Below are 13,971 nucleotides of genomic sequence, written 5' to 3' on the forward strand. Positions count from 1 at the left end.
AAAATAATTCATAAGCACTCCGTATTTTATTGTTTTATTCTCGCATTAACACAACGTAACCTATTTACATCGTGTGCCACTGCAAGGCACGCATTGGCTTAGCCCGACGAGACTAAACCTAAGCATGTGGCTAAAGTTAGATCTCCGTACTACGTTGTGTTTCTTGCCAGTTTGTTGTTATGGCAACATTCACATCCGATTTCTGTAATGGGTCTTTACCTAAAATTATGTCAGCTGCTTTTTCGGCAACCATAATAGTAGGTGCATTTAAGTTTCCATTAGGAACTGTTGGGAATATAGATGAGTCAACAACACGTAGTCCTTCAATACCATGTACTTGCGTATTTGAATTAACAACGGCCATATCATCTTCACCCATTTTGCATGAGCAAGAAGGGTGGTAGGCACTTTCTACGGCTTGGCGTACAAAGGCATCTATTTCTTCATCTGTTTGAATATGTTTACCAGGTTGAATTTCTTCATCGCGATATTCATCAAAGGCACTTTGTTCGATTATGTCGCGTGTTAAGCGAACGCACGCTCTAAAGCCTTCAATATCGTCTTGATGCTCAAGGTAATTAAATAAAATTGTTGGTGGTTGCTCAGGATTTGCAGAAGCAATAGTCACACTACCACGGCTTTTTGGTTTGTTATGACCAACATGTACCTGAAAACCATGACCTGCAAATGCACTTCTACCATCGTAACGCATAGCCGCTGGTAAAAAGTGATACTGAATATCTGGCCATTCAACACCTGGTTTTGAGCGAATAAACGCGCACGATTCAAAATGATTCGTTGCACCTAAACCCGAACGCGTTAATAACCAGCGCGCGCCAATCAAACCTTTTGAAACAATGCCTAGCTTGCCGTTAAGCGTGATAGGTTGCTTACACTTGTATTGAAAGTAAAACTCAAGATGATCTTGTAAGTTTTGACCAACACCAGGTAGATGATGTTGTACTTCAACGCCTGCTTTTTCAAGCGCTTGTGTGTCACCAATACCAGAGAGTTGTAAAATATGTGGAGAGCCGATTGGGCCTGCACTTAATACAACGTCTTTTTCAGCATGTGCAGTTTTAACGTCGCCATTTACTTTGTATTCGATGCCAGTAGCTTTCTTGCCATCTAAAATCACGCGTTGTGCTAGTGCACCTGTAATAATCGTTAAATTACTACGCGATTTAACAGGGTCTAAATACTCACGAGAAGCAGAGCTGCGCACGCCGTCTTTTACGGTCATGTGCATTGGGCCAAAACCCTCTTGCTGCGACGCATTATAATCATCTGTAGAAGCGTAACCGGCTTGTACACCTGCTTTGATAAAGGTGCGGTAAAGCGGGTTTTTCATTTCGTTGCCGTTATTAACGCCAAGCGGGCCTTTGCCACCACGGTAAGTATTTTCACCAAGGTAAAAGCTTTCTGCCTTTTGAAAATACGGTAAACACGATTGGTAATCCCAGCCGTTTGCACCGTGTTGCTGCCATTCGTCAAAATCTTTAGCGTGGCCACGCACATACACCATGCCATTAATAGATGACGAGCCGCCTAATACTTTGCCTCGTGGGCAATGCATTTCACGGTTATCTAAATGAGGCTCAGGCTGCGTATGAAACTGCCATGCGTATTTGTCACTATTCATAGGAATAGATAACGCGGTTGGCATTTTTATAAAGATACTTTTATCGCTACCGCCAGTTTCAAGTAGTAACACGCGGTTACTTGAATCTTCAGATAAACGATTGGCTAAAACACAACCCGCCGAACCCGCGCCAACAATAATATAGTCGTAATGATTACTCATAGTAGGGCGCCTTAAAATGGGCTTTCTATGTCGGCCATACCAACATAAATAGACTTAGTTTGCGTGTATTGATCAAGCGTTTGTATACCATTTTCACGGCCAATACCCGATTGCTTATAACCGCCAACTGGCATTTCAGCCGGTGAGTTACCGTATGCATTAATCCAACAAATACCGGCTTGTAACTTATGAATTACGCGGTGAGCACGTTTAATATCACTCGTAAATACGCCAGCAGCTAAGCCTAGGTGTGTACCGTTAGCGCGTGCAATCACATCGTCTTCGTCGTCAAAAACAAGCACGCTCATTACTGGGCCAAATATTTCTTCTTTAACGATAGTCATGTCGTCATTACAATCAATAAACACAGTCGGTGCTACAAAATAGCCATTAGGTGCAGATTCTGGTGAAAGCGTTGTACCACCAGTTAAAAGCGTTGCACCTTCTTCTATGCCTTTATTAACGTAGCTCATTACTAGTTCTTGATGCTTTTTAGAAATAAGTGCGCCAAAGTTTGTATTTAAATCTTGTGGGTCGCCAGCAATAATGTTTTTCTCAGTGCGCGCTTTAAGCTCATCAATAAATTGCTGATATACATTTTTATGAACGTAAATACGTGTACAGTTAGTACAAATTTCGCCTTGCGTATAAAAATTACCTAACATGGCCGCGCTAACTGCTTGCTCAATGTTGGCGTCATCGAATACTAATAGTGGAGATTTCCCACCAAGTTCCATCGTGACATCTTTTAAAGTACCGGCAGCACTTGCTACTACTTTTTTACCTGTGCCTACTTCACCCGTGAACGATACTTTGTCAATCTCGCTATGCTGCGTTAGCCACTGGCCTACATCGCCCGCGCCTTGAACCACATTAAACACACCTGCAGGTACGCCAGCTTCAACAAATACTTCTGCAAGTTTAAGAGCGCCCAGTGGTGTTTCTTCTGATGGTTTGAATATAAATGCATTACCAGCAGCAAGGGCAGGGCCCGACTTCCAACATGCAATTTGTAGTGGGTAGTTCCATGCACCAATACCCGCACAAATACCTAATGGTTCTTTGCGTGTGTAGTAAAAGTCATCACCAACCATTTGTTGTTGGCCTACTTGTGCTGGCGCAAGACCTGCAAAGTATTCAATTACATCAGCGCCAGTTTCAATATCAACACAATTTGCTTCTTGCATTGGTTTACCGGTGTCGAGTACTTCTACAAGTGCTAGTTCATCGTTGCGCTCGCGTAAAATAGCCACTGCTTTTAATAAAATGCGGCTACGTTCAATGGGTGTCATTGCTGACCACTGAGCAAAACCTTGCTTTGCACTCTCAATGGCTGCGTTTTGAATAAATTCGTCGGCAATTTCTACTGCGTAAATAACCTCGCCCGTTGCTGGGTTTGTTACATCAAATGTTTTGCCGTTCTGGTTTGCAAGAAAATGGCCGTTAATAAAATTTTGATAGACAGGTGTAGTCACGCTAGGCTCCATATTGCTTGATAAGTGAAAGTACATAGCTTTTTGCTAACTTTTCACAGTGTTTAAACTGATTATTGTCTGATTTACTCAGTACTGCTCTTAACCATAGGCCATCGATCATTGCGGCGCTAAGTTCTGCAGCTTGATTTGCTTGCTCAATAGGCATTAACTGTTTAAAAGAAAATGCTAAATTACTTTGCAAGCGTTTACTGTTTACATTTTGTAGTCGGTGTAATTCTTCATCATGCATCGATTGCGCCCAAAAACTTAACCACGTTCGGGTGGTATCATTACGCTGTTGTACAAGCGCAAAGTTGGCTTCGATAATAAACATTAAACGTTCAGTCGCATTTGTTTGATGATTTACCTTGCCTATCAAGTCTTGTTTTAAGCTTGTTAGTAAGTATCGAACAGTGGCTTCAATCAGCCCCTGCTTACCACCAAAATAATGACTAATAATACCCGACGATAAACCTGCATTTTTACTAATGCTGTTTATAGTCGTTCCTTGTAATCCATTCGTCGCAACAGATTCTATAGTTGCGTCAATTAACTGCTGACGCCTGACAGGTTCCATTCCAACTTTAGGCATAATTTTTATTAATTGAACGTTCAATAAAGATAAGCTTAAGGTAATAGCTCTAACAATTCAAGGTTGAGGTAAATATCTAGATGCCAAAATGTAGATTAATCATTAATAAAAGTGCAACTAATGCGATAAAGAAGATAAAATTTTATTTTATTTAATTTCTTATAAAACATGGTGTTGCAAGGTTTTTTTTGAGATTAAATAATAGTAATGATTTGTTTACAGCAATAAATGAATAAAATGTGTAAAAATCGTTAGTGCAGTAATAGTTAGAGCACTAATAGTATTATTTTAATGCAAAAGCGCACTAAACCTGTAATTGCTTAGTGCTCTAATAAATTTATATAGAGAGTAAACTTTATGGTTTTATCGTTTTAAAGCGCTTGGTTTTGAAAGGTCAGGTATTATTAATAACACCTTTAAAAAGGAGAGGGTAACGTCTTAGTCTATTGCCAATATAGTCATCAGCTAAAATTTGCTGGCAAATGAAATCAATATCTTTGCTTGCTTCAAAAACCCAATCAAAGCGCTCTATAGCCAGTAAAAAACCACGCTTTAAATGAGTTTGAGCACGGTACTGTTCTAAATTGTCTTGAATAATAGAGACTTTGCTTGGATCAGATCTAAGCTCTTCTACTACTTGGTTTATAAAAGTAGTATTGAGCTTACTGGTAGGGCGGTGTCTGAGTTTTCGTGGGTGCATTAGCTCTCGTTTGCAATGTTATATAATTTTTTCAAAAAGTCGTCTTTATGCTTTTCATGTTCATAGTCAAGGTGGTAAGTATTATGAAAACCAAAGCGCAGCTCCACGCCGCTACCTTGTAGGTATACTGTGTAACCATCTACGTCTGAATAAGCAGTAACGCCTTGATAATGCTTACCTTCATCAGTCATTTCACCTTTTTGAATTATACGTTCATACACGGCTAAAATCTGTTTATTGTCGAGTTCGTTTTTCATGTCTTATACCTTTTATTTGATAACTCATACGATACAGATATGAGGGTCGATCATCTTAAAAACAATAGCTAAAAAAGTGTGATATTGCTTTGTAATTTAGCTTTTTTAAATTATGCTCAAAACTCATTTATTGTTGAGCTTACACCATGATAGACAAGGCGTTACTACTAAAAACTCGTGAGTTATCGGATCAATTAATTGCATTGCAAACGCCTATTAGGATACTTGATGCTATTAATTGGGATAAACAAACTAAAGAAGAGTTTTTTAGACAGAAATGTCAAAAAAACCCACTTATCGATCGTGCATACTATCAACAGCGCGACCTTGGTTTTGTACCTAGCGAGTTACGCCAAGCGTTTTCTACTTTGCACCGTAACATTATTAACCAACTGGGGCAGTTAAATCCGATTGCTCAATATATGGGAAAAATGTGCACTGAGTATAAAACGGTATTAAGTATGCTTGAATATCGAGGTACGCCAGAATTTCATGACTTATCGGTGGAGTTATTTGGTCACCCTAAAGACTTATTCCATGCCGGTGAGCCCTCACTCTCTGAGCTAGCTAATATGCTAGATAAACCGCTGCAAAATTTACTAATAGCCGACATACTGCCTGACGACCCTAAAAATATTGATGCTGTTGATGCTGTACGTATTTTGTCTGAGCAAGTAAACGCTAGTATGGCAGGNTAATGCTTAGCGATGGTATTGTCAGTGATGCAGCCGCCGGTGCTAATAATATTAAGCTTAATCAAGATGTTAAATTTTCTCAGCGTGAACTTGATATATTGGAAGTTCATGAAGGGTGGATACACGTAGGTACCACTCAAAATGGTTTAGCACAGCCGTATTTAACATGTTTAAGTAAAGGCACGCCTAGCTCCACTATTACCCAAGAAGGCTTAGCGGTATTAACCGAAATTATTACATTAAAATCGACTCCGAGACGTTTATCTAAATTAGTGAATCGTATTCAAGCGGTTACAAAGGTAATAGATGGCGCTGAGTTTGTAGACATTTACCGTGACTATGTCGCGCAAGGTTTATCAAAAGATGACAGTTACACACTCGCGCAGCGTGTATTTAGAGGCAGTACGCCAACAGGTCTGCCTTTTACAAAAGACATTGCCTACATTAAAGGCTTTGTACTGGTATATAACTTAATTCGCGTAGCAATACAGCTAGGTCGAATAGATAGGCTTCCTTTATTACTCGTAGGTAAAATATCGATAGATGATTTTAGGTTAATATCGCAGCTTCATGATTTAGGTGTAATAGAGAGCCCACAATTTGTGCCACCACACTTTAAAGACTTACGTGGTTTGGCAACGTGGTTGAGCTTTGGCCGCTTTATTGGCGACTTATCGTTTGAAAAGTTAGAAAACGATTATAAACCGTTATTTTTATAATTAATCAACATAACTACCGACATAAAAAAAGCCCATAACGGGCTTTTAAAATAAAGTACTTTAGGTTTTATTATCGAGCGTTGGTGCTTTCAAATATTTTGTCAGCTGAGGCTGCAACAAAACCTGTATAAAGCTCGCCGTCTGCTTTAGGGTAACGAATAGCAAACTCATAAAAACAGCTAGGAATGCTCATATCACCGTCACTAAAGGTAACAGAGTATTCATCAGCAAGTGTTGACGATTGCTCTAGTAACACCTCTGGTGAGCCTTTGACCTCGCCGCCTGACGTGTTAAGCGAAAAGCCAGCGTCTTTCAGGGCTTGGTTAACATCATGAATGTTATCAAACTTAGCAAGCGTATTAATGTTTACGGTAAAGTGATTGGCACGGTAACCCCACGCCGACATCCACGCCGCATATTCGCTTTCAGCTAGCAGTTGTTTGTAAGTATCGGTGCTTACTTGCCAATGCGTGCCTGAATACAAAAAGTTATCAGCAGTTACTGCGCTTTCGTCAATTTGGCTTACCATGTCAGTTACGATGGCTTGTAACTCTGGCGAGCATTTTTCGACTAACAGCTCAGAGATAAACACTTTTGGCTGATTAGGGTCGCTATGCTCGTAGTGCTTTGCGTAAAGTTTTTTAGCTTCAAAGTGGTACTCACCACACTCTTTGTAACCAATCGCAAGAAAGTGAGCTGCGAGTTTTTCAAGACCCACTTTTTCAATATTAAATGTACGCAGCGCAATATGATCGTTAATGATGTCATCTTTTTGCGTTGACCCTAAAAGGTCATGAATTTTGTCTGCCGATGGAGTTACGTTTAAGTAATTTTTCCAAAGGTTATTAAATAATGTATTTACATCAGTATGCATGTTAAGTCCTTAAATTTAAAATTTGGTTTTATTACTTATTCAATTATTAAGCCCGGCGCTAGGGTTTGCGGTAAGCTCACTTTGTCTGACTCAACAGATGCTACAGGGTATGCGCAATAATCGGCGGCATAATAGGCACTGGCTCTGTGATTACCACTGGCGCCAATACCGCCAAATGGAGCTGCACTTGAGGCACCCGTAATAGGGCGGTTCCAGTTAACAATACCGGCACGGATGCGCTTTAAAAAGTGAGTGTAGTCATCTTCGTTATCAGCCAATAAACCTGCAGATAAACCAAAGCTTGTGTTATTGGCTTCAATGATTGCGCTGTCAAAGTCATCAAAGCGATACACTTTAATTAGCGGTCCAAAATGTTCTTCATCTGGCATGTCGGTAATGTTTGTTACATCAATAATGCCTGGACTTACAAAGCCTGTGCCTGATTTTAATTGCTTAAGTTCAACAAGGATTTGCGCGCCTTTTGAGACTAATTCACTTTGCGCGGCAACCATACCCAGTGCTGCTTTTTCGCTTATCATCGCACCCATAAAAGGCTGCTCTGTAGCAAAGCTGTCGTCTACAACTATATTTTTAGTTGCGCTTATTAGCTTTTCTAAAATAGCATCGCCGTTGGCTGATTTTTCAATAAATAAGCGGCGTGCACACGTACAGCGCTGACCTGAGGTAGTAAAGCCTGATTGAATAATATCGTGCACAGCAGCGCTTACATCACTCACATCTTTTACAATCAGTGGATTATTACCGCCCATTTCAAGCGCTAAAATCTTACCGGGGTGTCCAGCAAACTGTTTATGTAGTAAGTGACCTGTGTTTGAGCTACCGGTAAAAAACAAGCCATCTATATTTTTATGAGAGGCAAGTGCTTTACCTGTTTCAATTTCACCTTGCACAAGGTTAATAACACCCGCTGGTAAGCCCGCTTTTAGCCAAAGTGAGAGGGTAAATTCTGCCACGTGCGGAGTAAGCTCTGATGGCTTAAATACCACTGTGTTGCCAGCTAGAATTGCAGGAACAATATGTCCGTTTGGTAAATGCCCAGGGAAGTTATACGGGCCAAAAATAGCCACAACGCCATGCGGTTTGTGTCTAATAAACGCTTTAGCACCGGGCATTGGGTTTTCGGTTGTACCGGTACGCTCATGGTAGGCTTTTACAGATATAGCTACTTTACCTGTCATTGCGCCTACTTCGGTGCGGGTTTCCCATAATGGCTTTCCTGTTTCGCGTGCAATTATGGTCGCAAATTCTTCGCTGTGTTCTTTTAATTGTGCTGCGAAGCTTTCAAGAATGACTATACGCTCTACAAGTGGTTTGTCTGCCCATTGTAATTGCGCAGCTCTGGCTGCTTTTATAGCCGAATCTACTTGATCAGCGTTTGCGCCATTACCTTGCCATACCACATCGCCATTACTTGGATTGATTGACTCAAATACTGGGCCAAGGCCTGTATGCCACTGGTTATTAATTAGGTGTGTATTCATAAATTATTTACAGGCGGAAAAATCGCGCTGCGTCTCCTTGGCTTAAATTAAGCGCCTTAGCCACATCTTGGCTAATGACGAGAGTATGTTTTGCATGATTGTAATGTGCGTCTTTGGTAAATGTTGCTCTAAAGCCACTTACGCCTTGATTACATACAGCCAGCGTATCTGAGCTATTTTGTGATATGTGATCAAGCTCACCAATAGTAATAGGGCAAACTTGAGAGTCACGAATGCTGCGAATATTACCAAGCTTTGCTTCAACCGTTGGGCCTGCGTCAAATAAGTCAACGTAGCCTCTGTGCTCAAAACCTTCTTTTTCTAATAATTTTAGCGCAGGTTTTGTTTTTTCATGCACATGCCCAATAACAGCTTGGGCTTTTTTGCTAAGCAAGTTCACATAAATAGGGTACTTAGGCATTAACTCGCTAATAAATACTTTATCGCCTAAGCCCACTAAGTGATCCGCTTCTGGAAATTCGATACTAAAAAAGTGCTCTTGCAGCCATTGCCAAAAAGGAGAGTGGCCGTCTTCGTCGCTAACACCGCGCATTTCTGCGATAACAGTATCGGCAAAACGCTCGCTATGCTGAGCCATAAACAAAAAGCGTGAACGCGATAAAAATCGACCCGTTAGGCCTTTACGACTATTTTCGCGCAAAAATAATGTGCATATTTCAGAGCAGCCTGTGTAGTCGTTACACATGCTTAAAATATCAACGGTGTTATATACATTTAAAGTAGGTGAGTGGTGTACTGTTTTACCTAAATGATAATGATATAAAGGCACCGATAAACCTACCGCAGCTTCTATAGCGGTTGTACCAATAACGTCACCTGTTTCACTGTCTTCTAAAACAAATAAATAGCTTTCATCAAGTGGCTGGTTAATGTTTTTGGCAAAGCTTTTTTCAGCACGTTCAATTTTTTCTTTAAGCTGTGCATCGTCCACAGGCAAAGAGGTAAACCCATGGCCTGACTCAATTGCTATTTGTTTAAGCGCTTCAAAATCATTGGCAGTAATAGGACGTAATACTTGCATTTATTGCTTGCTCCAATAGCACGCCAGTAGGCGTGCTAATTTAAACTATATTAACCGTTTACTACATCGCTAACCGCTTTTTCAAAGCGCGCTAAGCCTTCTTTAATATCTTCAAACGGAATAACTAAAGACGGTGTAAAGCGAATTACATTCATGCCAGCTACAAGGTTCATTAAACCATTATTAGCACTGGCTACTAAAAAGTCGCGTGCGCGGCCTTCAAATTTGTCATTTAGTACTGCGCCAATTAATAAGCCTTTACCACGTACTTCGCTAAATACGTTGTATTTTTCATTAATTGCGTTTAATCCGTCACGGAATAATTGCTCGCGCTCTTTAACACCGTTTAGTACGTCTGGTGTATTTACTGTATCAAATGCCGCTTCGGCTACAGCACAAGCAAGTGCGTTTCCGCCATAAGTAGAACCGTGAGTACCAATTTTTAAATGCTCAGCAATAGGTGTACGAGTGATCATAGCGCCAATTGGAAAACCACCACCCAATGCTTTTGCCGTTGTTAAAATGTCAGGAACAACTCCTAAACCTTCATAAGCGTATAAATCGCCTGTGCGACCAACACCCGTTTGTACTTCATCAAAAATAAGTAACGCGTTATGTTTAGTACAAAGTTCACGTACTTTTTTAGCAAAGTCATCTGTTGGTGAAATAATACCGCCTTCACCTTGTAATGGTTCCATCATAACAGCACATGTTTTATCGCTGATCAGCGCTTCAAATGCCGCTATATCGTTAAAATCACAATGTACTATGTCAGCAGGTTTTGGACCAAAGCCATCTGAATAAGCAGCTTGCCCGCCCACAGTGACTGTGAAAAATGTTCGACCATGGAAACCTTTATTAAATGCAATAATTTGCGTTTTTTCAGCGCCATATACGTCCAGTGCATAGCGACGCGCTAGCTTAAGGGCTGCTTCGTTTGCTTCTGCGCCTGAGTTTGCAAAGTAAACTTTATCAGCGAATGTTGCTTCAACCATTTTTTGAGCTAAACGAAGTGCTGGCTCATTAGTCATAACATTCGATAAATGCCAAATTTTTTCGCCTTGCTCTTTTAATGCTTTAACTAATGCAGGATGACAGTGACCCAAACAGTTAACGGCAATACCACCGGCAAAATCAATGAACTCATTGTTATTTTGATCCCAAACGCGTGAACCTTCACCACGAACTGGAATGATTGCTGATGGATTATAGTTTGGTACCATTACGTCGTTAAATAAGTCTCTTGTTACTTGCATTTTTACACCTAAATTTAATGGGCTTAGATAAAAGATTAGTTGCTAACTCAAAGAAGAATATAGCCTTTATTCTTCAGCAAACACGTTATTATTTCTTGTAAAGGTCATTATCGAAGGTTAGCTATTAAAATTGCAGTGCTATTTTGTGAAAAATGATTAAAATAAAAGACAAAATAACGAAGAAAATAACCATTATGATAACTCCACAAGATGAAAAGCTACTTTCTGTACTAAAAACAAACGCTAGAGCGAGTATTTCTGATCTTGCTCGCATGCTTGACTTATCTCGTTCAACGGTACAAAGCCGTATGCTCAAACTAGAAGAAACGGGTGTAATTAAAGGCTATAGCGTTGATTATGGTGACGACTACCTCAGTAAAATGGTATCAGCTCATGTGTCTATAAAAGTAAGGCAAAAATTAACAACTAAAACAAATATCGAGCTTAAGCAAATTGATGCAATTTCGCAGCTTTACGCGATAAGTGGTGAGTTTGATTTAATTGCTGTAGTACAGGCTCAAAATTTAGAGCAGCTTAGCCATTTACTAGACGATATAGGAAATCTGGATGGAGTAGAGCGCACAACATCTTCTGTAATTTTAGAAACTAAATTTAAGCGTTAATCGCCATTTAAGCCCTGAGTTGTTTAATACTGTTTATATATTGGAAATGACTATAAACATTACTAAATAACGTGTAGTAAATAGTTTATAAATTCTTGATTTATTTATCTTGCGTGCTAAAATTAAAATTAGTTGGTAATTGCGTTTTTAGTAATTATATGACAAGGATTTATTTACTACTTACATGGATGTCATAGGTAGGTACTTAAGAAAAATATTAAGTACAGCCTTAAAAATTTGGCTCTACCCCATACTGAAATACTCCTGTTTTTCGATCGCGTTTGGGGTGTGCCCTAGCTGCATTTTTCCTCAGAAAGTCAAATGCTGCATTAACTGCATTTAACAATCCTTTCCTATGCTTCCTAATAATCGCTGTTAATATGCCAATCCACCAAACACCCGTTGTTTTTGCTACTGTCATTGTAGACATTTCAGTTTTGAATATCTTTTCAATACAGCCAGTTAAAAACCTTTTAAGCGTGGTTACTATTAAACTTACATAAATTAGCGCCTCTTGTAAGGTTGCGTTTGATGTTTGAAAGCCGCGTAAATTATTATAAGACTTACACTCCTTAAAAAGTAATTCAACCTGCCAGCGTAACCTATATAATTTGCCTATTTCAGTCGCTGTAAATTCATCAATAGATAAATTAGTGACTAAAAATGTATATTGTTTTTCTTTTTTTGACCAATACCCAACGACTCTTGTTAGCTTGTTTTTTATGCTAACATTCATATCAATAAGATCATTTTTAGGTAATTCGGGGAGCAATTCACATAACTTTGGGGAATGACTTCCTGTTAATTCCTGTCCATTTTGCTTAAAAGCATTATGTACTCTGACTGCTTTTCACCCCTTAGCTCTTAATACGTAAAATCCTCCTGCTTTATCTAATTCATGAATATAACTACCTGAATAATACCCTCTATCAGCAAGTAACAACTGTCCTTTCAACTCTTTAAATGTTGGAAGTTCTGTAAGCGTCTAGCGAACCACACCTAGCATCGATGTTCTGATTATCTAAAAATACCTGCTCAATGATAAATTCGGAGCAGGTGATGAAAACTTACAGAACAAGCGCACAGTGGCAGCAGCTTTTGCTGCAACGCAGTACGTTTAGTGGTACTAATATTGAATTCTGCCAACACCATAATGTCGCTATTACGACTTATTATAAACAACGTGCTTTACTGGCAAAAGACCAGCCTAATTCCACCTTGCCAGTGCACACGCAGTGCCTTACATCATCACGTTTTGTCCAGGTAAAACAAACTACTGAAGTCTGCGCGCAAACTCGTCAAAATACGCTGCAGTTTGATACGCTAACCGGCCAACTCACGTTTCCTATCGATTTAGCGACGGCCGATATCGTTGCCATTATTAAAGGGCTAACGGTATGAGGATGTTCGTTGATGTACCCACCGTCTATTTATGTGCCGATGCCGTTGATTTTCGAAAATCAATTAATGGTCTGGCGGCGTTGGTGGAAGCAGAGCTTGAACTACCCGTGCTCAGTGGTGCGCTATTTGTGTTTTGTAATAAAGGCCGTGACAAACTCAAACTGCTTTACTGGGATAACACCGGTTTTGCACTGTGGTATAAGCGATTAGATAAGCATAAGTTCAAATGGCCCAAACTCATGTCACCCACCATGACCTTAAGCGAGCAGCAATTACACTGGTTATTATCGGGTTATGATGTGATTGGACACAGTAAAATTGATGTCGCAGGTAAGAAAATGCTTTAATATTTGCGATCGATTGATGATCATCAAAGTGAGTTCAGTTAGCACTGCAAAGCCTTTGATGATGCCTTAAAATAGGCGTCATGAAAAATGAACTCGCCCTTAAACAGCGCATTGCTGAACTTGAAAAACTGTTAGCGCAGAAGGATGCCCAGATTGCGGCATTGGAAGAGCGCTGGAGCTTGGCCCAACAAAAACAATTCGGCAAAAGTGCTGAAGGCTTTGCCGGGCAAGGCGAGTTATTCAATGAAGTGGAAGAAATTGTTGAGGAAGTTGAGGCAGAGCAACAATCCATTAGCTATACCCGTAAAAAGCCGGTGCGTAAGGCACTGCCAAAAGACTTACCTCGTGAGCAGGTTATTCACGACATCATCGACAAAACCTGTGATTGCTGTGGCGGTGAGCTACATAAAATGGGTGAAGATAAGTCAGAAAAGCTTGAGTTCATACCCGCTAAAATCAAAGTGATTGAGCATATTAGGCCTAAATACGCCTGCCGTCACTGTGATAAATCCTCAACTCAGACACAGATTAAACAAGCCTCAATGCCTGCCATGCCCATCAACAAAGGCATTGCAACCAGCAGTTTGCTCAGTCAGCTTATCACCAGTAAATACCAATACGGGTTACCGCTGTATCGCCAGGAAGCGATGTTTAAGCAATACGGTATTGAACTCAGTCGACAGA

At 40.1% G+C, this 13,971-nt stretch carries 15 protein-coding genes and 1 pseudogene; 5 read left to right on the forward strand and 11 right to left on the reverse strand.

The genetic code is table 11. From position 1 onward, the window contains the following. Positions 1-136: 136 nt before the first annotated feature. From betA to L655_RS0113970, 5 genes are all read right to left on the reverse strand, one after another. Positions 137-1,804, reverse strand: coding sequence for a choline dehydrogenase (gene betA, locus L655_RS0113950; RefSeq protein ID WP_024604517.1), 1,668 nt, complete (start codon positions 1,802-1,804; stop codon positions 137-139). Between the two features lie 11 nt (positions 1,805-1,815). Next, positions 1,816-3,279, reverse strand: a complete 1,464-nt coding sequence (gene betB, locus L655_RS0113955) for a betaine-aldehyde dehydrogenase (RefSeq protein WP_024604518.1) — start codon at positions 3,277-3,279, stop codon at positions 1,816-1,818. Position 3,280: 1 nt separating this feature from the next. Further along, a complete protein-coding gene (gene betI / locus L655_RS0113960; protein ID WP_024603276.1) occupies positions 3,281-3,856 on the reverse strand; it encodes a transcriptional regulator BetI in 576 nt (191 codons plus the stop codon). A 409-nt stretch (positions 3,857-4,265) separates the two neighbouring features. Continuing rightward, a complete protein-coding gene (locus tag L655_RS0113965) occupies positions 4,266-4,571 on the reverse strand; it encodes a hypothetical protein (RefSeq protein WP_024604519.1) in 306 nt (101 codons plus the stop codon). After that, positions 4,571-4,828, reverse strand: a complete 258-nt coding sequence (locus tag L655_RS0113970) for a DUF3081 domain-containing protein (protein ID WP_008169639.1) — start codon at positions 4,826-4,828, stop codon at positions 4,571-4,573. The genes L655_RS0113965 and L655_RS0113970 overlap by 1 nt, the downstream gene beginning before the upstream one ends. A 146-nt stretch (positions 4,829-4,974) precedes the next feature. Here L655_RS0113970 and L655_RS01000000125635 point away from each other — a divergent pair. Then, positions 4,975-6,242 (forward strand): annotated as a pseudogene (locus L655_RS01000000125635) (flavohemoglobin expression-modulating QEGLA motif protein). Between the two features lie 70 nt (positions 6,243-6,312). Here L655_RS01000000125635 and L655_RS0113980 read toward each other — a convergent pair. Genes L655_RS0113980 through L655_RS0113995 form a run of 4 tightly spaced genes read right to left on the reverse strand, consistent with a single transcriptional unit; the run spans position 6,313 to position 10,916 of the window. Further along, positions 6,313-7,116 (reverse strand): DUF1338 domain-containing protein, encoded by an 804-nt coding sequence (locus L655_RS0113980; RefSeq protein ID WP_024598144.1) that lies wholly within the window; start codon positions 7,114-7,116, stop codon positions 6,313-6,315. 35 nt (positions 7,117-7,151) lie between these two features. After that, on the reverse strand, positions 7,152-8,618 hold the full coding sequence (gene astD, locus L655_RS0113985) for a succinylglutamate-semialdehyde dehydrogenase (protein WP_024604520.1): 1,467 nt from the start codon (positions 8,616-8,618) through the stop codon (positions 7,152-7,154). Between the two features lie 7 nt (positions 8,619-8,625). Beyond that, the gene (gene astA, locus L655_RS0113990) at positions 8,626-9,660 is read right to left on the reverse strand and encodes an arginine N-succinyltransferase (protein WP_024598142.1); all 1,035 of its coding nucleotides are present in this window, start codon (positions 9,658-9,660) and stop codon (positions 8,626-8,628) included. 50 nt (positions 9,661-9,710) lie between these two features. Further along, positions 9,711-10,916, reverse strand: coding sequence for an aspartate aminotransferase family protein (locus L655_RS0113995; protein WP_024604521.1), 1,206 nt, complete (start codon positions 10,914-10,916; stop codon positions 9,711-9,713). A 194-nt stretch (positions 10,917-11,110) separates the two neighbouring features. Between L655_RS0113995 and L655_RS0114000 the strand changes: the two genes are divergently transcribed. Further along, positions 11,111-11,539, forward strand: a complete 429-nt coding sequence (locus tag L655_RS0114000) for an Lrp/AsnC family transcriptional regulator (protein ID WP_002958609.1) — start codon at positions 11,111-11,113, stop codon at positions 11,537-11,539. Positions 11,540-11,768: 229 nt separating this feature from the next. Here the strand turns inward: L655_RS0114000 and L655_RS01000000125640 are convergent, their stop codons facing one another. Further along, complete coding sequence (locus L655_RS01000000125640; protein ID WP_342626699.1) at positions 11,769-12,275, reverse strand: transposase; 507 nt, start codon at positions 12,273-12,275, stop codon at positions 11,769-11,771. 114 nt (positions 12,276-12,389) lie between these two features. Further along, positions 12,390-12,494 carry a transposase gene (locus tag L655_RS1000000128530; protein ID WP_342626700.1) on the reverse strand — a complete coding sequence of 35 codons (105 nt, stop codon included), beginning with the start codon at positions 12,492-12,494 and terminating at the stop codon, positions 12,390-12,392. A 104-nt stretch (positions 12,495-12,598) separates the two neighbouring features. Between L655_RS1000000128530 and L655_RS0114010 the strand changes: the two genes are divergently transcribed. The 3 genes from L655_RS0114010 to L655_RS0114020 all read left to right on the forward strand — a co-directional run. After that, on the forward strand, positions 12,599-12,940 hold the full coding sequence (locus L655_RS0114010) for a hypothetical protein (RefSeq protein WP_024591408.1): 342 nt from the start codon (positions 12,599-12,601) through the stop codon (positions 12,938-12,940). Between the two features lie 2 nt (positions 12,941-12,942). Then, positions 12,943-13,287, forward strand: coding sequence for an IS66 family insertion sequence element accessory protein TnpB (gene tnpB, locus L655_RS0114015; protein ID WP_158001052.1), 345 nt, complete (start codon positions 12,943-12,945; stop codon positions 13,285-13,287). A gap of 80 nt (positions 13,288-13,367) precedes the next feature. Further along, positions 13,368-13,971 (forward strand): IS66 family transposase zinc-finger binding domain-containing protein (locus L655_RS0114020; protein ID WP_024604010.1); only part of this gene is annotated, 604 nt, incomplete at its 3' end.

Source organism: Pseudoalteromonas sp. TAE79, from assembly GCF_000498015.1.
Lineage (GTDB): Bacteria > Pseudomonadota > Gammaproteobacteria > Enterobacterales > Alteromonadaceae > Pseudoalteromonas.

Excerpts from the sequence above, each read along its gene's own strand:
- L655_RS0113995 (WP_024604521.1), bottom strand. The coding sequence starts at position 10,916 with ATGCAAGTAACAAGAGACTTATTTAACGACGTAATGGTACCAAACTAT.
- betI (WP_024603276.1), bottom strand. The coding sequence starts at position 3,856 with ATGGAACCTGTCAGGCGTCAGCAGTTAATTGACGCAACTATAGAATCT.
- astD (WP_024604520.1), bottom strand. The coding sequence starts at position 8,618 with ATGAATACACACCTAATTAATAACCAGTGGCATACAGGCCTTGGCCCA.
- L655_RS0113965 (WP_024604519.1), bottom strand. The coding sequence starts at position 4,571 with ATGCACCCACGAAAACTCAGACACCGCCCTACCAGTAAGCTCAATACT.
- betA (WP_024604517.1), bottom strand. The coding sequence starts at position 1,804 with ATGAGTAATCATTACGACTATATTATTGTTGGCGCGGGTTCGGCGGGT.
- L655_RS01000000125640 (WP_342626699.1), bottom strand. The coding sequence starts at position 12,275 with ATGAATGTTAGCATAAAAAACAAGCTAACAAGAGTCGTTGGGTATTGG.
- tnpB (WP_158001052.1), top strand. The coding sequence starts at position 12,943 with ATGTTCGTTGATGTACCCACCGTCTATTTATGTGCCGATGCCGTTGAT.
- astA (WP_024598142.1), bottom strand. The coding sequence starts at position 9,660 with ATGCAAGTATTACGTCCTATTACTGCCAATGATTTTGAAGCGCTTAAA.
- L655_RS0114010 (WP_024591408.1), top strand. The coding sequence starts at position 12,599 with ATGAAAACTTACAGAACAAGCGCACAGTGGCAGCAGCTTTTGCTGCAA.
- L655_RS0113970 (WP_008169639.1), bottom strand. The coding sequence starts at position 4,828 with ATGAAAAACGAACTCGACAATAAACAGATTTTAGCCGTGTATGAACGT.
- L655_RS0113980 (WP_024598144.1), bottom strand. The coding sequence starts at position 7,116 with ATGCATACTGATGTAAATACATTATTTAATAACCTTTGGAAAAATTAC.
- L655_RS0114000 (WP_002958609.1), top strand. The coding sequence starts at position 11,111 with ATGATAACTCCACAAGATGAAAAGCTACTTTCTGTACTAAAAACAAAC.